General features: G+C 32.7%; 23 protein-coding genes, 1 other RNA gene and 1 pseudogene. 11 read left to right on the top strand and 14 right to left on the bottom strand.

The window, feature by feature from the left end; translation table 11 throughout:
- Positions 1 to 17: 17 nt before the first annotated feature.
- From AC5LW9_RS08110 to recO, 14 genes are all read right to left on the bottom strand, one after another.
- Positions 18 to 665 carry an ABC transporter ATP-binding protein gene (locus AC5LW9_RS08110; RefSeq protein WP_198227936.1) on the bottom strand — a complete coding sequence of 216 codons (648 nt, stop codon included), beginning with the start codon at positions 663 to 665 and terminating at the stop codon, positions 18 to 20.
- Positions 665 to 1,468: an ABC transporter permease gene (locus AC5LW9_RS08105; RefSeq protein ID WP_198227938.1), complete on the bottom strand. Its 804-nt coding sequence runs from the start codon at positions 1,466 to 1,468 to the stop codon at positions 665 to 667. Before AC5LW9_RS08105 ends, AC5LW9_RS08110 begins: the two co-directional genes overlap by 1 nt.
- Positions 1,468 to 2,367: a KpsE/RkpR family capsule polysaccharide export protein gene (locus AC5LW9_RS08100; protein ID WP_198227940.1), complete on the bottom strand. Its 900-nt coding sequence runs from the start codon at positions 2,365 to 2,367 to the stop codon at positions 1,468 to 1,470. Before AC5LW9_RS08100 ends, AC5LW9_RS08105 begins: the two co-directional genes overlap by 1 nt.
- A 28-nt stretch (positions 2,368 to 2,395) precedes the next feature.
- On the bottom strand, positions 2,396 to 3,535 hold the full coding sequence (locus AC5LW9_RS08095; RefSeq protein WP_198235974.1) for a polysaccharide biosynthesis/export family protein: 1,140 nt from the start codon (positions 3,533 to 3,535) through the stop codon (positions 2,396 to 2,398).
- Positions 3,536 to 3,623: 88 nt separating this feature from the next.
- Positions 3,624 to 3,719: signal recognition particle sRNA small type (gene ffs, locus AC5LW9_RS08090), an RNA gene on the bottom strand.
- 152 nt (positions 3,720 to 3,871) lie between these two features.
- The gene (locus AC5LW9_RS08085; RefSeq protein ID WP_039126771.1) at positions 3,872 to 4,165 is read right to left on the bottom strand and encodes an integration host factor subunit alpha; all 294 of its coding nucleotides are present in this window, start codon (positions 4,163 to 4,165) and stop codon (positions 3,872 to 3,874) included.
- A 5-nt stretch (positions 4,166 to 4,170) separates the two neighbouring features.
- Complete coding sequence (gene pheT, locus AC5LW9_RS08080; RefSeq protein ID WP_493455622.1) at positions 4,171 to 6,558, bottom strand: phenylalanine--tRNA ligase subunit beta; 2,388 nt, start codon at positions 6,556 to 6,558, stop codon at positions 4,171 to 4,173.
- Positions 6,559 to 6,574: 16 nt separating this feature from the next.
- The gene (pheS, locus tag AC5LW9_RS08075; RefSeq protein WP_198235973.1) at positions 6,575 to 7,558 is read right to left on the bottom strand and encodes a phenylalanine--tRNA ligase subunit alpha; all 984 of its coding nucleotides are present in this window, start codon (positions 7,556 to 7,558) and stop codon (positions 6,575 to 6,577) included.
- 210 nt (positions 7,559 to 7,768) lie between these two features.
- On the bottom strand, positions 7,769 to 8,122 hold the full coding sequence (gene rplT, locus AC5LW9_RS08070; protein WP_024496189.1) for a 50S ribosomal protein L20: 354 nt from the start codon (positions 8,120 to 8,122) through the stop codon (positions 7,769 to 7,771).
- Between the two features lie 33 nt (positions 8,123 to 8,155).
- The gene (gene rpmI / locus AC5LW9_RS08065; RefSeq protein ID WP_025315575.1) at positions 8,156 to 8,353 is read right to left on the bottom strand and encodes a 50S ribosomal protein L35; all 198 of its coding nucleotides are present in this window, start codon (positions 8,351 to 8,353) and stop codon (positions 8,156 to 8,158) included.
- Positions 8,354 to 8,437: 84 nt separating this feature from the next.
- Positions 8,438 to 8,977, bottom strand: a complete 540-nt coding sequence (gene infC / locus AC5LW9_RS08060; RefSeq protein ID WP_025315574.1) for a translation initiation factor IF-3 — start codon at positions 8,975 to 8,977, stop codon at positions 8,438 to 8,440.
- 27 nt (positions 8,978 to 9,004) lie between these two features.
- The gene (thrS, locus tag AC5LW9_RS08055) at positions 9,005 to 10,930 is read right to left on the bottom strand and encodes a threonine--tRNA ligase (protein ID WP_198235972.1); all 1,926 of its coding nucleotides are present in this window, start codon (positions 10,928 to 10,930) and stop codon (positions 9,005 to 9,007) included.
- A 286-nt stretch (positions 10,931 to 11,216) separates the two neighbouring features.
- Positions 11,217 to 11,357 (bottom strand): hypothetical protein, encoded by a 141-nt coding sequence (locus tag AC5LW9_RS08050; protein WP_493455621.1) that lies wholly within the window; start codon positions 11,355 to 11,357, stop codon positions 11,217 to 11,219.
- A 706-nt stretch (positions 11,358 to 12,063) separates the two neighbouring features.
- The gene (gene recO / locus AC5LW9_RS08045) at positions 12,064 to 12,756 is read right to left on the bottom strand and encodes a DNA repair protein RecO (RefSeq protein ID WP_198235971.1); all 693 of its coding nucleotides are present in this window, start codon (positions 12,754 to 12,756) and stop codon (positions 12,064 to 12,066) included.
- A 153-nt stretch (positions 12,757 to 12,909) separates the two neighbouring features.
- On the opposite strand from recO, the gene AC5LW9_RS08040 reads away from it, so the two are divergent.
- The 11 genes and pseudogenes from AC5LW9_RS08040 to artM all read left to right on the top strand — a co-directional run bounded on the left by AC5LW9_RS08040 (position 12,910) and on the right by artM (position 23,779).
- The gene (locus tag AC5LW9_RS08040) at positions 12,910 to 14,538 is read left to right on the top strand and encodes a Na+/H+ antiporter (RefSeq protein WP_198227952.1); all 1,629 of its coding nucleotides are present in this window, start codon (positions 12,910 to 12,912) and stop codon (positions 14,536 to 14,538) included.
- Entirely contained in the window at positions 14,539 to 15,045 is a 507-nt protein-coding gene (ubiT, locus tag AC5LW9_RS08035; RefSeq protein WP_039126747.1) for a ubiquinone anaerobic biosynthesis accessory factor UbiT, read from the top strand.
- A 330-nt stretch (positions 15,046 to 15,375) separates the two neighbouring features.
- The gene (locus AC5LW9_RS08030; protein ID WP_493456605.1) at positions 15,376 to 16,449 is read left to right on the top strand and encodes an alpha/beta fold hydrolase; all 1,074 of its coding nucleotides are present in this window, start codon (positions 15,376 to 15,378) and stop codon (positions 16,447 to 16,449) included.
- A gap of 828 nt (positions 16,450 to 17,277) precedes the next feature.
- Positions 17,278 to 18,711, top strand: a complete 1,434-nt coding sequence (gene sbcB, locus AC5LW9_RS08025; RefSeq protein ID WP_493455620.1) for an exodeoxyribonuclease I — start codon at positions 17,278 to 17,280, stop codon at positions 18,709 to 18,711.
- Positions 18,712 to 18,814: 103 nt separating this feature from the next.
- On the top strand, positions 18,815 to 19,270 hold the full coding sequence (locus AC5LW9_RS08020; RefSeq protein WP_493455619.1) for a CidA/LrgA family protein: 456 nt from the start codon (positions 18,815 to 18,817) through the stop codon (positions 19,268 to 19,270).
- Positions 19,267 to 19,956: a CidB/LrgB family autolysis modulator gene (locus tag AC5LW9_RS08015; RefSeq protein WP_039126739.1), complete on the top strand. Its 690-nt coding sequence runs from the start codon at positions 19,267 to 19,269 to the stop codon at positions 19,954 to 19,956. Before AC5LW9_RS08020 ends, AC5LW9_RS08015 begins: the two co-directional genes overlap by 4 nt.
- Position 19,957: 1 nt before the next feature.
- A pseudogene (locus AC5LW9_RS08010) lies at positions 19,958 to 20,587 on the top strand (ElyC/SanA/YdcF family protein); the annotation flags it as partial.
- Positions 20,588 to 20,742: 155 nt separating this feature from the next.
- The gene (gene artP / locus AC5LW9_RS08005) at positions 20,743 to 21,471 is read left to right on the top strand and encodes an arginine ABC transporter ATP-binding protein ArtP (RefSeq protein ID WP_065737096.1); all 729 of its coding nucleotides are present in this window, start codon (positions 20,743 to 20,745) and stop codon (positions 21,469 to 21,471) included.
- A gap of 21 nt (positions 21,472 to 21,492) precedes the next feature.
- The gene (locus AC5LW9_RS08000) at positions 21,493 to 22,227 is read left to right on the top strand and encodes a transporter substrate-binding domain-containing protein (protein WP_025315559.1); all 735 of its coding nucleotides are present in this window, start codon (positions 21,493 to 21,495) and stop codon (positions 22,225 to 22,227) included.
- Between the two features lie 133 nt (positions 22,228 to 22,360).
- Complete coding sequence (gene artQ, locus AC5LW9_RS07995) at positions 22,361 to 23,092, top strand: arginine ABC transporter permease ArtQ (protein ID WP_493456604.1); 732 nt, start codon at positions 22,361 to 22,363, stop codon at positions 23,090 to 23,092.
- A gap of 9 nt (positions 23,093 to 23,101) precedes the next feature.
- Positions 23,102 to 23,779 (top strand): arginine ABC transporter permease ArtM, encoded by a 678-nt coding sequence (artM, locus tag AC5LW9_RS07990; protein WP_493455618.1) that lies wholly within the window; start codon positions 23,102 to 23,104, stop codon positions 23,777 to 23,779.
- Position 23,780: the final 1 nt, after the last annotated feature.

Below are 23,780 nucleotides of genomic sequence, written 5' to 3'. Positions count from 1 at the left end.
GACTTTTAAGTTAAACGTTATTGCTTATTGTGATATTGATAAGCTTCGTCTATAGTTTCAAATTGATGTAATAGCCCTTCCTCTAAAACCATTGCTTTATCACAATAACTTTTGATAGCATTCATATTATGTGACACCAATATTAAAGAACGATCTTTTTTATTTTCAAATAATTCGTTTTTGCATTTTTGAGTAAATCTTGAATCACCTACAGCGATAACCTCATCAATTAGATAACAATCAAATTCTATTGACAAAGATAATGCAAAAGCTAAACGAGCCCTCATGCCTGAAGAATATTTTTTAATAGGTTCATATAAATAATCTCCTAATTCGGCAAAATCTTCTACATATTCCTTCGTTTTTTTTATTTCAGTCTGGTAAATTCTACATATAAACCGTAAATTATCCATACCAGTCAAACTACCCTGAAAAGCACCAGTAAAAGCTAATGGCCAAGAAATGGACATACTGCGTTTGATAGTACCTGATGTTGGTTTTTCTATTTCACTTATAAGTCTTATTAATGTTGATTTACCTGCCCCATTGCGACCCAGAATTCCGAGTTTTTCACCTCGATGTAAAGTAAAACTAATATTATTTAAAACAGTTTTATACCCTTTTCGTGTAGCGTATTTTTTGGATACATTGTCGACTATAATCATTATCCTTCCTCAATTATATTGTTTTCGTATATTTTAACCATAGCCAATCCAATGAAAAGTAGAACCACATTACATAAAATTAGATAGCTTATACTTTCATGAGTGATGACAGATGAACCAAAATATCCAAAACGGAACATTTCAGTTCCATGTACAGGAGGTAGAAAAAGTAATAACCCTTGAATTTCGTTAGGAAAAGTGTCAACCCAAAAAAATGCACCAGAAAAAGGGATCATGATAAAACTTAGTGTTCCCCATATTTTATCAAAAGATTCAAATTTGGCTGATAAAACAAAAATGATCAATCCAAGTCCTAGAGAAAACCAACACATTAGCCCCCAAGCACATAGCATATAAAATGGATCGTTCGGTATGGATATTAATCCCAAAAAAATGAAAATTATCATCACAAAGATTTGAGCTGCACTTGCACCAATCATTTCAAGAAAAATACGCGCATACACAACGTCCAAAATACGTATATTATGGTGATATAGTAAAGCTTGATTGGCTTTAACAGCACCCTTAGCTCGAGAAGAGCTATTACGCCACATCATAACTATTGGATAACCTGTCAGCACAAACGCAATGATGTTAAGATTAGAAACAACGTCAACTTTAAAAAAGTACCATATCAGGCTTATTAATAATGTTAATGACATGGGCTCAACAAACAACCATAAAAAACCAATATTATTACGACCATAGCGAGTAATGATCTCACGTAATATTAAAGCTTTTATCACATTAATTTGTATAATAAGTGAGCGTAAAAATTGAGTTCTAGAAATTAATTCATTCATCAATCTTTATGCTCCCTTATCCCCGCTAACATCAAATTAAATATTCCATATATAATCAGGCATATGACAAAAGTTGCGATAATATTATAGATACGTGAAGGTTTAAATGAGACATCAGAAACACTAGGCTGCTCTATACGTTCTAAATAAAGCTGTTTCTTCGTTATCTCCACTTGAGCATTACGTAAAGATAATGTAGCTGCTTCAAATTGCTGTTTTGCAACAGTATTATTTATGAGAATTTGTTGATATTCAGCCAGATTAGCATCTTTATTTTTATTTTTTTGGAAGTCAGCGAGTGCTTGAGCTTCTTTTTTCATTTGTAGTTCAGCATCTTTTAGCTCAGCTAAAGATGCAGTTATAAGATCTTGTTTAGCACGCAAATTTATTTGATTAACAAATCCTTCAGCTTTTTTTAATAAATTTTCATTAATATCAAAAGCATCTTGCATATCAAATGCATTGACTTTAATCGTAGCAATACCGGTAGAAATATCAAAGTTGACATTTATCATGTTACTCATGTAACGATAAAAATATTCATTTTTATCCATAAATTCAAAGTTGAATCCATTAAAACGAGCTATGACATCACCTTTTTGAGTATACCATTGTTTAATGGGTAGCAATTGTTCAATAGAAGACAATGCATCTCTAGACTTTATATATGAGAGAACAACATATGAATCATCATTAGAACGAGAAAGACCAACTTTTGAAAAAATACTCCCCAACCCTCCCAATGATGATTGGGTATCAGATGACCGTATAATATAGGTTGCTTCGGATGTATAAATATTTTCTGCTATCAATCCAAAATATATTATTGACAATAAAGTCGGTAATGTTACAAGTAAATGCAGTAACCATTTTTTTTTAAACTTTATGAATAAAGACATAATAGTATCAAGCCTATCGATTAATAAATTATTCTGTTATTTGGCTAACTTGATTAATCATCCCTACACCTGGTGAAAACACCGCATATAAGAATTTCTGTAGTTCAATAATAGGTGCAGATGCAACATAAACAATATCATTATTTTGAATTTGGAAATTTTTCATAATGAAAAATGAGTTAGGATTAGTCAAGTCAATTTGATAAACTGTTGGAATAGTTTCTTTATTGTTATTGGATAATTGGTTATCTTGATATCTAAATACAAACACGCCTTTTGCATTTGCTTTATTGTCATTTAGACCTCCAATACGACCTAGTGCTTGAGATAAATCAATTCCTATAGCTTCAAATCGTACTTCTCTGGTTGCCCCTGTAGCTCCCATTGAAATAAAAGAACTTGGTTTATTAATTAAAGTAATAACATCATTTTGTTGAAGGTGAACATTAAATTGAGGATTTGATAAAACTAAACTTAGTGGAATTTGGCTATTTTTTTTATTTCGAGTGAGTTGTATTAATGTATCTTTAATATCATACATATTACCACCTAACATGGCAACAGCATCTAATAATTGCTCACCCTTAGCGGTAAGGGTCAATTTTCCACTAAACTTGTCCCCAATAACAGTTACTGTTGACGATCTTTTCTCTAAAACCGTAATTATAATTTGTGGTCTATTGGCAATACCAGATAGTTTTTCCATTATCTCATTTTGTACTTGCGAAGGGGTTTTGTTATCAACTTCTAAAATTCCAACAAATGGTAAAGAAATAAGGCCTTTTGAATTAACTGTCACTATTGGCAAATCAGTTAATCCAGTTCTAGGAGCTCCTGTATCACTTGATCCTGTAAATAATATTGCTGGTGGAGTTTCAATAATTGAGATTTTTAGACTATCCCCTTTCCCAATTTTATCGACTTTTTGAATTTGATTTGTTGTTTCATTGATAAATTTTATAGGACTCTTAGATGAGTTAGCATCTTTAGTAAAATTAATTGAATTATTGAGATCGACTAAATTAACTTTACTATAGATTGCATCTTGGCTGAGATTATTTTTATTTATATCTTTTATTGAAGAAAAACTTGGTCCAGAATGAGGTAAAACCGAACAACCGCTTAAAATCATGACTAGCGTTATGGGAAGAAGGGATGGTAGTTTCAAAATAAATTTCCTTATACATCATTTCTTATTTTTCTTATTTTTATTATAAAACAGATAATCTTAGACTAAAAGTATTTTGTGGTGGAGACTCTATCAGCCACATCTCACACACATATTTTTTACTTTGGCTGCTTCCTTCCGGACCTGACCTGATGAGCAAAAAAATGTTGCAAGAGGACCCATAGTGCCTCCATAGGAAAGGTTATATTATGCTTTAATTATAAAATTATTTCAATTATTATTTTATCCAATACTACCCAATCGACCTTTCTTTAATCTTAATTTTAAAGAAAGGCGATTGTAATAAGAGTATAGAATTTAATCCTACATTATAAATTATAGTGCTAAATTCTTTTCTACTCGTTCTCTGAATTTAATACCTGGTCTGAATGTAACAACTCGACGAGCGGAGATATCCACACTTTCACCAGTTTTTGGATTACGACCTGGGCGTGAATTTTTATCACGTATAGCAAAATTACCAAATCCAGATAATTTTACCGGTTCCCCTTTTTCTAAAGCCACTCGAATCTCTTCAAAAAAAAGTTCAACAAGGACTTTAGCTTCTTGACGATCAATATTAAATTTTTCGGCAAGACGATCTGCAATATCAGCTTTAGTTAATGTCATAGTTATTATTCTCTTAATAGGGCTTTAAAATGATTTTGTAAAGCAGTGACACACTTGCTTACAATGTTTGCTATATCTTCTTCTTCAAGTGTACGTGATTTGTCTTGTAAAATCAAACTGATAGCAAGGCTTTTTTGATCTTCTTTAATGTTATCTCCTTGATAGACATCAAAAAGATTAACTTTAACAAGTTGCTCTCCTCCAGCTTGCTTACACACTGAAATAATTTCTGCTGCTGGAATTGTATTTGAAACAATAATCGCTATATCTCGTTTGTTTGACGGATATTTTGAAAGGTCTTGAGCAACAGGCACCTTTTTAAAGTTAATTTTAGCTAAATTTATTTCAAAAACAAGCGTTTTACTATTTAAAGATAATTTTTTTTCGATTTCTGGATGTAAAACACCAAAATAACCGATAACCTCATCATTTAAATTGATTACTGCACTTTGTCCTGGATGTAAAGCTGATAATTCTGCTCTATTAAACTGGACTTTTCCATCACAACCTAACAGTGAGAAAATGGCTTCAAGATCCCCTTTTAGATCATAAAAATCAATGCTCTTTTTAGGTAATTGCCAATGATCTTCGTATAAATTACCCGTAATAACTCCAGAAAGCATGAATTCTTGACGAACACCAAACTCACATTTTTCATCTGGTATAAAACGTAAACCCGTTTCAAATAATCGTAAACGGGATTGTTGTCGATTTTGATTATAGAGCACCGCATCTAATAATCCTGACCACAATGATAAGCGCATTACAGACATTTCACTGGAAATTGGATTTGGTAAAGTGATTGCAGGTTCATTCGGATGAAGAATATGCTGAATTTTAGGATCAACAAAACTATATGTCACGGCTTCTTGATAACCACGATCAACCAATAAGTCTTTTATTCGGCGTAATGATATAATACTTTCTGGTTTTGGCTGCATTATCGATTCAATTTTCATATTTGCATTCGGAATATTGTTATATCCGTAAATGCGGGCAACTTCTTCAACCAAATCTTCTTCAATTTGTAAGTCAAAACGCCAGCTAGGTGATTTAACGATCCAAATGTCGCCTTTATATTCTACTTCACAACCAAGTCGAACCAATATATCCGTAATTTTTTGTGCTTCAATGAAATAACCTATAATTCGATCAATTTTGTTACGGTGTAACTTTATTGTTGCTTGTGAGGGTAATTCACTTTGATTTATAACTTCAATAACAGGCCCAACCTCCCCGCCACAAATATCAACTAATAATTGTGTCGCTCTTTCCATTGCAACAAACTGTAATTCAGGATCGACACCACGCTCATAGCGGTGAGAAGCCTCTGTATGTAGACCATATTCTCGAGCTTTACCTGTAATTGCTAATGGAGCAAAAAAAGCTGACTCAAGAAAAATATCTGTAGTTGATTGTGTTACACTTGATTTTTCACCGCCCATAATACCGGCAATTGCTAAAACTTTATTATGATCAGCAATAACTAATGTTTTATCATTCAATTTAACTTCATTACCATTAAGTAATGTCATTTCTTCGTCTTGGTGAGCATAACGAACAATAATGCCTTTTTCAATTTGGTTTAAATCGAACGCATGCATTGGATGACCAAGTTCAAGTAATACATAGTTAGTAATATCAACGACAGCATCAACAGAACGAATGCCTCCTCGGCGCAACTTTTCTCTCATCCATAATGGTGTCATCGCATTGATATTGATATTTTTAATCACTCTTCCTAAGTAACGAGGAGCTGCTTTTGGAGCATCTATTTGGATTGATAAGGTATCAGAAATTGTTGCTGGTACATTTGCTATTTTAATTTCTTTCATTGGAATATTATTAACGGCTGATATATCTCTAGCCACACCAACAATACCAAAACAATCAGCACGATTAGGTGTAACACTTATATCAATCATAACATCGTTAAGATTTAAATATTCTCGAATATCTTTTCCCAAAGGCGCATTATCAGGTAATTCAATAATACCATTATGATCATCAGTAATACCTAATTCTGAATAAGAGCATAGCATCCCTTCTGAAGGCTCACCGCGTAGTTTTGCTGATTTAATTTTAAAATCACCAGGTAAAACTGCCCCAACAGTAGCGCAAGCAACCATTAAACCTTGTCGGCAATTTGGTGCACCACACACAATATCAAGTAATTCATCTTTACCTATGTCCACTTTAGTTACACGAAGTTTGTCTGCATTAGGATGTTGTTTACACTCAACAACTTTTCCTATCACAACACCAGTAAAATCCCCTGCAACCTTTTCCACATTATCAACTTCTAAACCAGCCATTGTTAATTGATCGGCTAGCATTTCGCTACTAATTTCTGGATTGATCCATTCACGTAGCCAACTTTCACTAAATTTCATGTTTTCATCTCCAGAATTAATTAAATTGCTTTAAAAAACGTAAGTCGTTTTCAAAGAAAGAACGTAAATCAGTGACACCGTAACGTAACATTGTCAATCTTTCTATTCCCATACCAAAGGCAAAACCGCTATAAATTTCAGGATCAATACCAACATTACGTAATACATTAGGGTGAACCATTCCACATCCCAATACTTCTAGCCATTTACCATTTTTAGCTTTAATGTCAACTTCTGCTGAAGGTTCTGTAAATGGAAAGTAGCCAGGTCTAAATCTTATTTCCATATTATCTTCAAAAAAGCAATGAAGAAAATCATGTAATAAACCTTTCAAATGGCTGAAGCTGATGTCTTTATCAACTAATAATCCTTCCATTTGATGGAACATCGGAGTATGAGTCTGATCATAGTCATTACGGTAAGTTCTTCCTGGAGCGATGATTCTGATTGGCGGTTTTTGATTTTCCATAGTTCGAATTTGAACTGTTGAAGTTTGGGTACGCAATAAACGTTTCGCATCAAACCAGAATGTATCATGATCAGCTCGAGCAGGATGATGAGCAGGAATATTTAGTGCATCAAAGTTATGATAATCATCTTCTATTTCTGGTCCAGTTTCAACCACAAAGCCTAGTTCCCCAAAAAAATCAACTAAGCGATTAATTGTTTTTGTTACTGGATGTAATCCCCCTAACTCAAGAGATTTACCTGGTAAGGTAATATCAATCATCTCATTTGCAAGTTTTGCATCTAGGGCTTGACGCTCTAAAAGATTGCGTTTTTGATTTAATATTTCAACAACTTCTTGTTTTGCATCATTGATTTTTTGGCCGACTGCTGGGCGTTCTTCGGCAGGAACATCACGTAAAGAAGCCATCTGCAATGTAAAGTAGCCTTTCTTACCAAAATATTCCACTCTGATCTGTTCGATCGCATTAATGTCGTTAGCATTTTCAATAGCGGATTTGGCATTACTTACCAGTTCAACTAATTGAGACATAAAATTCTCCTGCTTATTGTTCATTACATAAAAAAAGCCTCTCCTGAGGCTTTTATAATTATTTTTCGTTTTTCCATTGCCTCACGAATGAAAATTTTTAATGAAGCTAAAAAAGAAACGAAAAACAACTAATTTCATAATTACTTTACTCTTAAATAAAATTGTCAATAAAATGATAAAAGCCGAGATAACTCGGCTTTTATAAAGCTATTATAATGCAGCTTTTGCTTTTTCAACTAATGCAGCAAATGCATTTTTGTCAAATACAGCAATATCAGCAAGGATCTTACGATCGATTTCAATTGAAGCTTTCTTTAATCCATTGATAAAACGGCTATAAGAAAGACCGCATTGACGAGCAGCAGCATTAATACGAACAATCCATAATTGACGGAATTGACGTTTACGCTGACGACGGTCACGGTAAGCATATTGTCCAGCTTTGATTACTGCTTGGAAAGCAACACGATAAACACGTGATCGAGCTCCATAATAACCTTTTGCTTGTTTTAAAATTTTCTTGTGACGTGCACGAGCAATAACACCACGTTTAACACGAGCCATAAACTATATCCTCTAATTAATTAACCAATAAATTTAAGCGTATGGAACACACGCAGTAACTAAACCTAAATCGCCTTTTGACACAGTAGTCAAACCACGTAAATGACGTTTACGCTTAGTTGATTTTTTGGTTAGGATATGACTCTTGTTAGCTTGTTTATGCTTAAAGCCACCAGAAGCTGTTTTTTTAAAGCGCTTTGCTGCGCCTCTTACAGTTTTAATTTTAGGCATTTTATTAATTTCCACTTCGCATTGTTAATAAAAATAAAATAATGGTGTAATTTTTAGAAAACTAAAGATTAACTTGCAAAACCATTACTTCTTCTTCGGCGCGAGCACCATTATCATTTGACGACCTTCAATCTTAGTTGGATAAGATTCAATAACCGCCAAATCAGCTAAGTCTTCTTTAATGCGATCAAGCATCTCAGTACCTAACTGTTGGTGAGCCATTTCACGTCCACGAAAACGCAACGTGACTTTAGCTTTATCGCCATCTTCTAGAAAGCGAATCAGGCTGCGGAGTTTTACCTGATAGTCGCCTTCATCTGTACCAGGTCGGAATTTAATTTCCTTAACCTGAACAACCTTTTGCTTCTTCTTCTGTTCTTTTGTTGCTTTACTCTTTTCATAGAGGAACTTGCCATAATCCATAATTCGACAAACAGGTGGCTCTGCATTAGGGCTTATTTCGACTAAATCTAAAGTTGCTTCTTCCGCTTGTTTTAAAGCTTCTTCTAAGCTTACTATACCGAGCTGTTCACCATCGACGCCGGTTAACCTCACCTCACGAGCAGTAATCTCATCATTGATCTTATGCGCGCGTGTTGACTGAATACGTTTACTGACTTTAATATCTCATTCCTCCAAATTAATTTATCGTTAATTCATTTGTTCTAATGAACGACTATGAATTTCGTTAAGCAACAATTCTATAACATGTTTCACTTCAAAGCTACCAAGATCTTTACCTTGACGAGTTCGAACTGAAATTGTTCCTGATTGCATTTCTTTGTCTCCACAAACAAACATATACGGAACACGTTTTAGAGTATGCTCTCGAATTTTAAACCCAATTTTCTCATTTCTCAAGTCTGCTTTTGCTCTAATTCCAACTTTTTGCAATTGCTCGGTTAATTGTTTGGCATATTCAGCTTGATTATCGGTAATATTTATTACTGCAACTTGCAAAGGAGCAAGCCACGTAGGGAAGAATCCAGCACAATCTTCGGTTAAAATTCCCATAAAGCGTTCCATTGAACCTAAAATTGCTCTATGAATCATAACTGGTGTATGGCGTTCGTTATCTTCACCTACATAAGTCGCATCTAAACGTTCTGGCAACATGAAATCAAGTTGTACTGTACCACATTGCCATGCTCGACCTAAGCAATCATGTAAAGTAAATTCAATTTTTGGTCCATAAAATGCGCCTTCGCCTGGTAAATATTCGAATTCAATACCATTTTCAGTTAAACATTCAGCCAAATCTTTTTCAGCTAAATCCCATGTTTCATCTTTACCAATACGTTTTTCTGGGCGAGTTGATAATTTAACGGTAATATCTTTAAAACCAAATGTGCTGTAAGTGTCATAAACCATTTTAATACAGCTGTTTACTTCACCTCGAATTTGCTCTTCAGTGCAGAATATATGCGCATCATCTTGGGTAAAGCCTCTAACACGCATTAAACCATGTAATGAACCTGACGGTTCGTTACGATGACAACTACCAAACTCAGCCATACGTAAAGGTAAATCACGATAAGATTTTAGACCTTGATTAAAAATTTGTACATGACCTGGGCAGTTCATTGGTTTAATACAATATTCACGATTTTCAGACGAAGTAACAAACATTAACTCTTTATAGTTACCCCAATGACCTGTTTTTTCCCACAATACGCGATCCATCATAAATGGACCTTTTACTTCTTGATAATTGTATTCTTTTAGTTTAGTACGAACAAAAACTTCTAGTTCACGAAATATAATCCAACCATCATTATGCCAAAATACCATACCGGGTGCTTCTTCTTGCATATGATAAAGATCTAGTTGTTTACCAATTTTACGGTGATCACGTTTAGCAGCTTCTTCTAAAAATTGTAAATAACTATCAAGTTGTTTTTTATCCGCCCAAGCCGTGCCATAAATACGTTGTAACATTTTATTATCACTATTACCACGCCAATAAGCACCTGCAATTTTTTGTAATTTGAAATGATGACAAAAACGCATATTAGGAACATGTGGTCCTCGGCACATATCAATATATTCTTCATGATGATAGAGTGCCGGTGTTGAATCTTTAGGAATATTTTCGTCTAAAATAGCAATTTTATACGGTTCACGACGATCCCAAAATACTTCTCTTGCACGTTCCCAACTCACAACTTCTTTTTTTACTTCATAATCTTTTTTTGCTAATTCGTGCATGCGTTTTTCTAAAGCATCAAGATCTTCCTGAGTTAAAGAATGTTCTAAATCGATATCATAGTAGAAACCATTGTCAATAGTTGGACCAATTGCCATTTGCGTGTCAGGCCATAATTGTTTAATAGCATGACCTAATAAATGAGCACAAGAATGGCGAATAATTTCTAAACCATCTTCATCTTTGGCAGTAATGATAGCTAATGTTGCATCCTCTTCAATTACATCGCAAGCATCTTTACGTTGACCATTTACACGCCCAGCAATACAAGCCTTAGCAAGCCCTGCTCCAATACTTTGAGCAACTTCTAGAACAGTAACTGGTTTATCAAATTGACGTTGACTTCCGTCAGGAAGAGTAATAATTGGCATAATAAATCCTTATAACAGTGGTGCGCCACACGAAAGCGCACATGCGTACATAAATAAGCGGAATATACTATCACTTATTACAAGGTTTTTAAATAGGATTAAGCTTGATTTAAAATTAGATTTTTATCGATTTAATCATCTATGATGATTTCATGAACTTAAAAAGCTCAAAATCAATTTATTAATGGTATTTATGAATATTAAACAAGAATTATGTAACACTATAATATTGTAAGTTAAATTACCTAGCTTTAATTTTTTACTAATCAGCTAGGCTTATAAAAAATTATAATTCTGCTAAATATGTTTCAGGTATAACTGGTATTGAACCATTTGGGGTACAGACGTAAAAAGCGATACGATTTGCTTTAATATTAATTTCCTGTAATGCTTTACCTTTCAAATCTAACACACTACTAATTGCCATAAATGAATCGCCAGCACTAACAGTATCAATCCCTGTGATTTTTTCTGCTGGACGATAATCTTGCTCACTTTTGGTAATTAAATGACTACCATTGTTACTACAAGTTTAAATTAATAATTCTAATAGTTGATCCTATCATAATAATGGCTATACCATTTGCACAAAACTCATCGATAATTTAATAGATTTCAGCATTAGCGCCAATATCAATTATTCGAGTCAGTAGCTCTAATTTGATGTGGGAATTACTAAAAATTAGATAATTCAAATTCCACAAAATGATGAAAAAGTTATAAATTATTTGTCAAAATTAAATATCAAACACGTTGTTTGTGGTAACACACTTTACGGCAATGCAATTAATTTCGTTAAATCAAAGAATCAATCCAAAACAAAATTATTTACAATCAGTTTTGATGACGCGGATTATGCCTATTATCCTTTAACATTTCTTTTGAGATATAAGCAATCTTTGGCTAGTATCGCCCTAATTGCAGTTAAAACTTTGATTCAATGAGTTTATAACCCAACATTACCAATTCGTACTGTAGAGTTAGTCATTCGAGCTTCAAGTGGAACTTGATTTGGCTTTTGATTATGTTAAACAGAAATGCAAATAAAATAATTACATTTATTTAAATGTGACGTTGTCACTATATTGAGCGAAATAATAATCTTTATTTAACAAAAAATTTGATTAAAATGTCTAAATTTTCAAAAATAACTCCCTACTTTTAAAAGGTTTTGAACCAACATAAGGTTTTAAAGCCATTCGAGTAAAGCGTTTAGCTGCTTTTAGTGTATCAACAGTGCTAAAATCACGATTTCCTAAAGCCAATACTTGTTCACCAGTGAAACTGGTACTATTTCTTAATAAACTACCGATAAATCCCTTTTCGGATTGATATTGATAATACATTGATTCAACAATATTATCTCCTGTCGCGCTACAATGAAAAAAATCAACGTAATAACCCATATTTTCTAATAATGATAGTTCAAAAGTACGTAGTACATTCTCAGCAGGAGCTTGTTGTGCCAATTGTTGTAAACTTTTTAAATAATCATCAAAAAGTGTTGGCATCTCAGTATCTGCAATTAATACCCGATGTAATAATTCATTTAAATAAAAAGCGCTATATAATGAAACTGAAACTAATGGTAAAGTGAGTGACATAGCTTCAACTTGACGTAATATTTTTATATTACCTTTACCAGAATATTGTACTATTAAAGGGGTAAAAGGTTGTAATAACCCTTTCAAAGAAGAATTTTTTCGTCGAGCTCCCTTAGCTAAAACGGTTATTTTACCACCACTTTCAATGAATAGATCAACTAATAAGCTGCTTTCAGTTTGAGTACGTGTGTGCAAAACAAATGCTCTTTGCCAATTTTCCATGCAAAACCTTTAATTAGATTGTTGTTTTTTTGTTTAATAATAGTGTGTGAATAAAAATTAAGTAATTTTATGAAATTTAACCTGAAATTAAGATAAAAATCCGATATAATCAAACGATAACAATAGGATTATAGGATAAATAAAAGACAAGCTATGGAACTTTTTTCAATAATTTTACTTCTCGTATTAATTGTATCACTTTCTGGTGTCGTTGTTAAAATGCTGCCAATTCAAATACCATTACCGCTAATGCAAATATTATTAGGCTGCGTACTGGCCGCTTTTGGTGTTTATGTAAGATTCGATCCAGAACTATTTCTTGTTTTATTTATTCCACCTTTACTATTTGCTGATGGACGAAAAACCTCTGTAAAAGATTTCGTATATAATTTCAGAGAAATTGTTGGATTGGCGCTTGTATTGGTGGTTATCTCAATTATCGCTTTAGGTTACATTCTTCACTGGATGTTACCAAATGTCCAATTGGCAGCAGCTTTAGCTCTTGCAGCAGTCTTATCTCCTACCGATGCTGTTGCCTTGAGTGGAATTGTTGGTAAAGGCCGTATAGAAAAGGAAAAGATGGAAATCATTGAAGGTGAAGCATTGATGAATGATGCTTCGGGTCTTGTTTCGTTAAAGTTTGCAATTGCAATTGCGACAGGACTACTTGAATTTGATTTATTACAAATCAGTATATCTTTCTTTGTTGTTGCTGTCGGTGGTTTAGCGGTTGGCGTTTTATTTACTTGGTTATATGCTAGGGTTTTACGTAAAATAAATCAACTTACTAATAATGACCCAGCAATTCAAATCGTATTATTATTCTTACTACCATTTGCCGCTTATATTATTGCTGAAGAATGCCATTGTTCAGGTATTTTAGCTGCTGTAAGTGCAGGTATGACCGTTAATCATTCAGGTATGATGCGTAATGCACCTTTGACAACACGTTTACAATCAGATAGTGCATGGTCAATGTTAACTTTTGTATTCAACGGATTTGTTTTTGTTCTTTTGGGTATTCAGTTACCTAGTATTTTAAATAATACTTTCGCTGAAAATCAAACAGATGCATCAATTGAGCTATGGCAATTATGCTTGATTGTTTTATTTGTTTTTATCGTATTAATGGGAACAAGATTTGCTTGGCTATGGGCTATGAAACACATGCCAACCATGCCTTTTGGAACAAAACGACCTCTAGCATTTAGAGCATATACAAATCGTGATTTACTAATTTCAACTTTTGCTGGTGTCCGAGGAGCAATAACATTAGCTGGTGTATTATCTATCCCAATGACCATTGCAGGCCGATATCAACTTGTCTTTATTGCTACAGGAATTATCTTAATTTCATTGATTGTTGCAGTAGTTATATTACCTATTTTATTACGAGGTAGTGTAATTTTAGATAATTCAAAACAAGACAATGAAATTTTAACAGTGAAAGGACAAATGGCAGAAGAAGCTATTATTAGCCTAGAAAAAATGCAAAACAACCTACTACAAGAAACTTCTGAAGCAGGTTTGGATCAAGAAATAATTCACGAAGTTGGCTCGCGAGTTATCGGTTCATTAAGACGTAGGACAGGTCTCAAAGATTTAGAACAAAAAGCACTTGAAGCTGAGAACCTAGAAAGACGTATGCGTTTAGTTGCAATTGGTGCAGAACGTACCGCACTATTACAAATGAAAATTCGTAATGAAGTAAGTGAAGAAACTTTTGAGCATCTAAACACTGATTTAGATATTTATGAGAAAATGATCTCTGGAGATGTTTAAATGATAGAAAGCCAGCATAATTTATTAGGAAAAATACATTCAACATTTGTTGATAAAGCGCCTCAAGTATTGGGGATTACTTTACGCTGTATTCCTTTTAATTTAAAAAAACAAGTTATTGAACAATTGTTACAATTACAATTTAAACATTCACTTGAAGATGGTGATCTTGATTTCTTAGAAAATCGCTGGCTTAAAATTGAAGTTACAGATCTACAATTAATATGGTTTGTTAGCCTAATAGAAAATAAATTAGTTGTCAGTCGTGAAGAAATTGCTGATGTAAGCTTCATTGGCAATGCTAATGATTTGATAATGATTGCAACTAGAAGACAAGACCCTGATACACTCTTTTTTCAACGTCGATTAATAGTTGAAGGAGATACTGAGCTCGGTCTATATGTTAAAAACTTAATGGATTCAATTGAATTAGAAACTATGCCCAAACCTCTCAGAATCACTCTTGAAAAGTTGGCTGATTTAATTGAGAGTGCCCCAAAAGAGTAAAAATTGTCTATTATTCATAATTAAATAAAAAGGGAATGATATTAATTCATTCCCTTTTTTATTTTTACTTAAATTAAATATTCGTTTTTAAATTAGATATTTCTATTTGTTTATTCACATCCTGATAATCACTTACATATTTTTATCTGTTTCATTATTAGAATGATCTTTTGAATAATGATTTTTTTTAGAAAATTTGATAATTAATTCTTAATGTTAATTTTAATGAAATATTGAGATATAAATCACAATAAACAAAGTATTTATTTTCGATTTTAACCTAGTAAAGTTAAATTAAAGGGATAAATAGTGAATATAGGTAAAAAAATTATGGTCAACTTTAAGAAAAAACTATGCATTGTTATCTTATTAATAATTCCTTCTTTAGGGTATTGTCTCGATTTTAATAATAAAAATGAAGCCAATTTCATTGTTAATAACTTCAAATTTAATGATGGGAGTACAATGTCAAATCTATCAATACACTATATTACTCTTGGCAATCCGAAAAATAAGCCCGTATTAGTATTACACGGTACTACTGGTAATGGAGCATCAATGTTAAATGATAGTTTTGGTCATGCTTTATTTGACAAAGGAATGCCACTAGATGCAGAAAAATACTTTATTATCCTTCCTGATGCTATTGGTACAGGTCAATCTTCGAAACCGTCAGATGGTATGAAAGGTGACTTTCCACATTATGATTATACCGATATGGTTAATGCTCAATACCAATTAGTGAAAAATGGATTAGGCATCGATCATTTAGAGTTAATTATAGGTAATTCCATGGGAGGGATGAATACTTGGAATTGGGTTACAATGTATCCAGATTTTATGACTGCTGCAGTACCAATGGCTGCAACTCCTGCCCCTATGTCAAGCCGAAATTGGATAATGAGAAAAATGGTTATTAATGCTATTAAAGACGATCCTGATTGGAAAAATGGATTCTATGACAAACAACCAGAAAAATTCCAAACCGTTTATAATTATTATAATATAGCAACCAATGGAGGCGATATTGCTTGGCAAAACAAAGCCTATAATACTGCAAAAACAGAAGAATTATTAGCTAGTACATTAAAAGAGCGCATTACAATGGATACTAATGATTTTTTATTTCAATGGGATGCAGCAAGAAACTTCGATCCAACTAAAGACTTGATTAAAATAAAAGCTCATATATTAGCAATAAATTCAGAAGATGATGAAAGAAACCCTCCTACTACAGGTTTAATGGAAAAAGCGATAAAAAACATTCCTCATGTTAAATATGTATTAATACCAGCTAGTATCAAAACCAGTGGGCATAGTACCACAATGACCGCCAATTTATGGAAAGATCATTTAACTTCATTTTTAAAAGAGGTAGAGGACAACAAATATCTTAATTTTTAAATAAAAATTAATGATTTATAATTAACTACTATTATAGATAATATTATTTATAATAGTATTGTACTTTTAATTTAAAGTTACAACGTCACAAAAAACTTTATTTGATTAATGCCAAGTTACTAATTTAAAAAAAAGTTATAACATTTAATGTATATGAACTAGAAAAACCATGATTTAAAGATTTAGTTAATTAGTAGTGCATTTAAAAGTTAAAATAAATCTCATGTTAACATTATAAAATTTGCTATAACAATATGATATATCCTGTTTATTAATTATATCTAATATCATAAAATTTACCTTTTGATATCATAACGTATTGGACTTTAAATCCGACATAAAGACCATAATTGCTTTTTGCTATCACAAAAATGGAAATAGCCCAACCATAACTAGGTCTATCGCAATATAAAAAGTAAGTTTAAAAATTAGATGTTACCATTTTTGAGAACTTTATTAAACGCAGATATTTGTAGGATTTTTAAATATATTGCATCGTTAGCTATTACAATTAATGATAAATATCATTCATGGATTAAAATTAAATCTCAAGTATTGCTCTATACCGAAATTAAAAGGCAATACTCCCTTTTTATGATATCCTTACACTTGAACCATCAAGTAGTAATTTCTGGAAAACTAGGATAAGATTTATTTGATAGTGCTATTTGCTTTGAATCATTAGACATCATTTTAATTTTCTACATTTTGTACACAATTAAAAGCATAACTATATATTTTGTATGTTCACAATTGCAAATAAATAAATGAACAATAAAACAGTTAAAAATCAAGAAATAAAATAATAATTAAGAGCCCAAAAGAATAATGAAAAACGACTTAAATCAGCCAACTTTTTACTTTCATGATTATGAAACTTTTGGTATAAACCCTGCTTTAGATCGCCCAGCACAGTTTGCAGGAGTTCGAACTGACGGTGATTTTAACATCATTGAAGATCCTTTAGTTATTTATTGTCAAATTGCTCAAGATTATTTGCCAAATCCTGAGGCTGTACTTATTACTGGAATTACTCCTCAGAAAGCCAATCAAAACGGCATTTGTGAAGCTGAATTTACTAAACAAATCTATCAAGCTTTTAGTGAACCTAATACATGTATTTTAGGATATAACAATATCCGATTTGATGATGAGGTCACTCGTAATATTTTATATCGTAATTTTTATGATCCCTATTCCTATAGTTGGCAGTACGGTAATTCTAGGTGGGATCTTCTTGATGTTGTTAGAGCTTGTTATGCATTAAGACCTGATGGTATCAATTGGCCCATCAATGATAACGGTCTTCCTAGCTTTCGTTTGGAGCATCTAACTCAAGCAAATAATATTAAGCATGAACATGCTCACGATGCTATGTCCGATGTTTATGCAACTATTGCTATGGCTAAACTAATAAAAGAAAAACAACCCAAATTATTTAATTATTTTTTCTTATTACGTAATAAAAACAAAGTTGCTGAACTTATAGATGTTGTCAATATGACACCTATCGTTCATGTATCGGGCATGTTAGGTAGTCATCGAGGTAATCTATCAGTGGTTGCTCCAATAATTTGGCATCCAATACAAAATAATGCAGCTGTTATATGTGATTTAGCGGGTGATATTGACCTCCTTATTGATTTGTCGGTTGAACAAATCAAAGAGAAACTGTATACAAAAACAGAAGATCTAGAGTTAGGAGAATCGCGAATTCCTTTAAAATTAATTCATACCAATAAATGCCCTATAGTTGCTCCATTAAAAACCTTGTTACCTGAAAATGCAAAACGATTTGGGCTTGATGTAGAACAATGTTTAATTAAACTACAAAAACTACAAGAAAATCAAAATTTGCTGCAAAATAAGATGCAAGAATTGTTTAATATTGATAATAATTATCCAATTAATTCAGATGTTGATGCTCAAATTTACCAAGGTTTTTTGAATAATCAAGATAAATTGCGGTGTGAAACGATTCGAACAACACCCACTCAACTGTTAGATAGCCTATCTTTAACATTTGATGATCCTCGTTTAACTACTCTTTTTTTTAGATATAAAGCCCGAAACTATCCTCAAGCATTAACTGAACGAGAACAAACCATTTGGTACAACTATTGTCGAGACAAACTTAATACATCCAAAATACAAGATTATTTATTGAATCTAGAACTATTAGCTGAAACGTATATTCAACAACCTGAAAAATTAACAATAATTAAACAACTTTATAACTATTGTCATTATTTAGTTGGATAATTGAATTTGACGGGCGTATGATAAGATCAATTCTATTTATATCATTGAAGCCGCAGATATAAATAATCATCATAAAGTTTAATATATTTAACAATATAATATTATGAAACATTTTTTAGCCAAACATGCAACGATAAAACATCGACTCTATTCTTTATACTATACGCTGTTCAGCTATGGTCGAGGATTGATTATTTTAACTCTCTGTTTATGGGTGGGAAATATAATCTCAAAAATAATACCGATAATGATTCCTGGCAGTATTATTGGTTTGTTACTTCTATTTTTCTTACTTGCTTTCCAGTTTATCCCAACTTGTTGGATCAAAAATAGCTGTAATCTATTTATGCGTTATATGACGGTTCTTTTTATTCCTGCTGCTATGGGCATAATGGATAACTATTCACTTTTATTAGAAAATTGGATCCCTATTATCTTTAGTAGTGTAGGTGGATCGCTCATTGTGTTAATTTTTACAGCTTTTCTAACCGAAAATTTCCAAAAAACAATGCCCCAAAAAAGAACAATTTTATCAAAAAATCAGGAGAAGCAGCCATGATATGGATGCTACCACTCACACTTTGTGTGTTTCTCATTATTCGTAAAATTTCATTTAAATTAAATAGTCCTTTATTTAATCCATTAGTCATATCGGTTATTGTTTTAATTCCAATTTTATTAATAACTAAAACCAGTTATGCACAATATGTAGCAAATGTACAAATTATTAATGATTTATTGCCTTATTCGGTTGTAGCCCTTGCCTATCCTTTATACGAACTTATTCCTCAAATTAAAGCTCGTTGGAAATCAATCATATTTATTACCTTTACTGCTTCGATTGCATCAATGATAACTGGCGTTTGCATAGCTTTTTGGTTGGGTGGCAATAATGCCATTGCAGCATCTGTTTTACCTAAATCAGTTACTACCGCTATTGCGGTAACCATTGCTGCCGATCAAGGTGGTGTGCCTTCTATAGCTGCATTATGTGTAATATTAGTCGGTACATTAGGCGGAATTTTTGGGCATCAAATATTAAATCTTGTTAAAATAAAATCGGCTTCGGCTAGAGGACTTTCTATTGGAGCTGTTTCACATGCGGTTGGAACTGCCCGTTGCATTGAGGTTGATTATAACGAAGGAGCTTACAGTTCCTTGTCGCTTGTTTTATGTGGTATTATGACATCATTGACAGCACCTTTTTTATTTCCAATAATGGTATTTATTTTTGATTGGTTTTAGCATGAATTTAAAAAAGCTTATAGCTTGTTTCATTGGTTTGTGCTTGATTACAATATCGGCGATTCTTATTCTTGACTATTGGATCAGCTATAAAACAGCACCTTATATCTATCACGATGAGAACAATCTTCCATATCGTGCAGTTGGTGTAGTACTTGGCACATCCAAATATGTTCGAGGTGGCGGATTAAATGGTTTTTATCGAAACCGTATTGATGGAGCAATCGATCTTTATTGGCGAGGTAAAGTCGATTATCTTTTACTGAGCGGAGATAATGCTCTATTAAGCTATAATGAACCAATCACTATGCAAAAAGATTTAATCAAGGCTGGCATTCCTAGAAAAGCGATAGTTCTTGACTACGCAGGTTTCAGAACGTTAGATTCAATTGTTCGCGCTAATAAAGTTTTTGATGCGAATGATTTCACAATTATCACTCAAGAGTTTCATTGCGAACGTGCGATTTTTATAGCTATTGCACAAGGAATCCAAGCACAATGCTTTGCTGTGCCATCGCCTAAAAGTATGAAATTAGTGCGTATCCGTGAAATGTTCGCGCGTGTTAGTGCCTTTATTGACCTTTATATCCTTACTAAAGAACCAAAATATCTTGGTCCTGTCATTCCAATCATATCTAATAATGAGTGATTTTTTGTAAAAAAGTTTCAGTTTATGGGTACGTTTCAGTAAAAAAATAGGCAGAAAGCTATTGTCTAATAAATTAGATTGCATTTTTATGCAAAAAAAAGTAATATTTAGTCAATTTAAATTTAAGAAAACGAAGAATGAATATTGAACTAAACCATATTAATTGCTTTTATGGTTCTCATCAGGCATTAAATGATGTTTCATTATGCTATCCACTTGGTGAAACGATTGTTTTACTTGGTCAAAGTGGTGCAGGAAAGAGCTCTTTATTAAAAGTATTTAATTTACTTGAAATTCCAACGTCTGGCGAAATGACTATTGCTGACTCACATTTTGATTTTTCAAAAAAAATCAGTGAATCAACAATTCGACTGCTTCGAAAAAATGTTGGTATGGTTTTTCAAAATTATAATTTATGGCCACATTTAACTGTACTTGAAAATCTAATTGAAGCTCCTTGTCAAGTATTAAAAATGTCTAAAAAAGAAGCCAGTGACAAAGCAATGTCAATTTTAAAACGTTTACGGATAGATGATATGGCACACCGTTACCCTCTTCACCTTTCAGGTGGACAACAACAACGTGTGGCTATAGCAAGAGCATTAATGATGGAACCTCAAATTTTATTATTTGATGAGCCAACAGCGGCTTTAGATCCAGCTATAACATCGCAAATAGCAGAAATCATTAATGAATTATCACAAACAGGGATTACACAAATTATTGTCACACATGAAGTTGATTTTGCTCGTAAAGTTGCTTCGCAAGTGATTTATATGGAACACGGTAAAATTATTGAGCAAGGGCAATTAGAATGCTTTGCTCATCCTAAAACTAAAGAATTTAAAGCTTATTTATCACATTAAATAATATAATTGGGTGAAAATATGAAGAAAACATTATTAGCTGTTTTATTAGCGGGGACAGCATTTGTTGCACAAGCAGCAGAAAACCTTATCATCGGTACCGAAGCAACTTACGCGCCTTTTGAATTTACTAATGATAAAAATGAAATTGTCGGTTTTGATATTGATATGATTAACAAAATTTGTGAAGAAATGAAAGTTTCTTGCAAAATTGTTAATCAATCATTTGATGGTTTAATTCCCAGTTTAAAAACTCGTAGAATCGATGCTGCAATTGCAGGTATAGATGTAACAGCTGAAAGACAAAAACAAGTTGATTTTACAAAAATTTATTATGATGATAGTTCAATTCAATTCATCACATTAAAAGACTCCCTAACAAGTTTAGATCAACTTAAAGGTAAACGCGTCGGTATTCAAAAAGGTACGACTTATTTAAAATATTTGAATGAAAAATTTCCGGATGTGAAACCGGTTAGTTACGATAGTTATCAATTTGCATTTCTTGATTTAAAAGCTAAACGTATTGATGCTATTGTTTCAAGCTCATTCGTAGCCGGTGACTGGTTAGGTAAAGATGCCGAAATCGTACCATTAGGTGATAAAATCACTGATCATGAATTTTTTGGTGAAGGTTTAGGTATTGCTTTACGTAAAGGTAATGATGAGCTTCGTGAAAAATTTAACCAAGCAATCGATAAGCTAAAAGCAAATGGAGAATTAGACGCTATTTATAAAAAATGGTTTAATAACTAGTCGTTAAAATTTAATTCTTAACTTGATTTATGATCTCGCCGCATACATTGCGGCGAGTTTATTTTTTTAATTTAAATACGGTTTTTTTATGTCAGACTTTCTATCCAACGGAACAAACTGGATTCTATCTTCGATGGACGGATATATCTTGCCATTAGCGCAAGCAACGTCAATCACATTATCATTAGCTTTTGTATCATTAATTGTAGGCATGATATTTGCTTTTATTTTTACACTGTTAGAATCTGCGCCTTTCAAACCCGTTGCATGGTTAATGTCCTTATTTAATTTAACTATCCGCGCCCTACCCGAATTATTAATTGTGGTAGCAATTTATACTGGACTACCTTTGTTATTAATGTCATTAGATGATGGAATAGCAATTTCGCTTGGATTTACTTCATTTACATTGCAAATCGACATAGCAAACACAAAACCCGATCCATTTTTATGTGGTGTAACTGCCCTTTCATTACTTTATGCGGTTTATGCATCTCAAACATTACGTGGTGCTTTTAAAGCAATTTCAAACGGTCAAAAGCAAGCTGCACAAGTACTGGGATTAAGCAAATCGCGAACGTTCTTTCGAATTATCATGCCACAAATGTGGCGTCATGCCTTACCTGGATTGAGTAATCAATGGCTAATACTATTAAAAGATACCGCGTTAGTTTCGGCAATCGCTATTGATGATTTGATGATGCAAACAAAAACCATAATTGCTCGAACTAATCAACCTTTTCTATGGTATTTCATTGCGATGATTATTTATTTAATTATCTCTATTTTAAGTCAAAAGGTTATTACACGAATCGAAAAGCGTTCAACCTATTTTGAACAACCAAAATCAGCCAATAGTTTGTAAGGTCACGTTATGTTTGATAATTTTATTTACTATCTTAAAGTCATTTTACAAGGACTTCCTGATACCTTAAGTTTAGGTATTTTAGGCATTATTTCAGCAGGTCTATTGGCTGTTGTTTTATCTTGCTTATTATCGCTAAATTCTAGTGTGATAACTAAAATTATACGCACTTATATTATTATATTTACCGGTTCACCGCTATTAGTTCAGCTATTTTTAATCTACTATGGACCATCACAATTTGGCGATGTTTTAAACAAAGTACCGACATTTTATGAGATTATCTCTTCTCCTTGGTTCTGTGCTTATCTTGCATTAACACTTAATAGTGCAGCCTATACTACGCAAATATTTTATGGCGCTTTAAAATCCGTACCACAAGGTCAATGGCAAGCGTGTGAGGCTTTAGGTATGAATAAAAGACAAACATTAAAAATTGTCATGCCATATGCACTAAAACGAGCACTTTCGACTTATTCTAATGAAGTGGTTTTTGTAGTAAAAGGTACGGCTTTAGCTTCAATGATTCCTGTTATGGATATTATGGGATATAGTAATCAATTAAATGGAGATTATTATGATTTTTCAATTTTTGTGGTTGCTGGGCTAGTCTACCTCTTGATAAATGGGCTTTTAAGCACCATTATGAGGGTAATAGAGAAAAAAGCCCTCACTTTTGAAAACTAAT

The organism is Gilliamella sp. LMG 34360 (assembly GCF_984568995.1).
The sequence above is the reverse complement of the archived record's forward strand: the minus strand, read 5'-3'. Positions and strand labels throughout refer to the sequence as shown.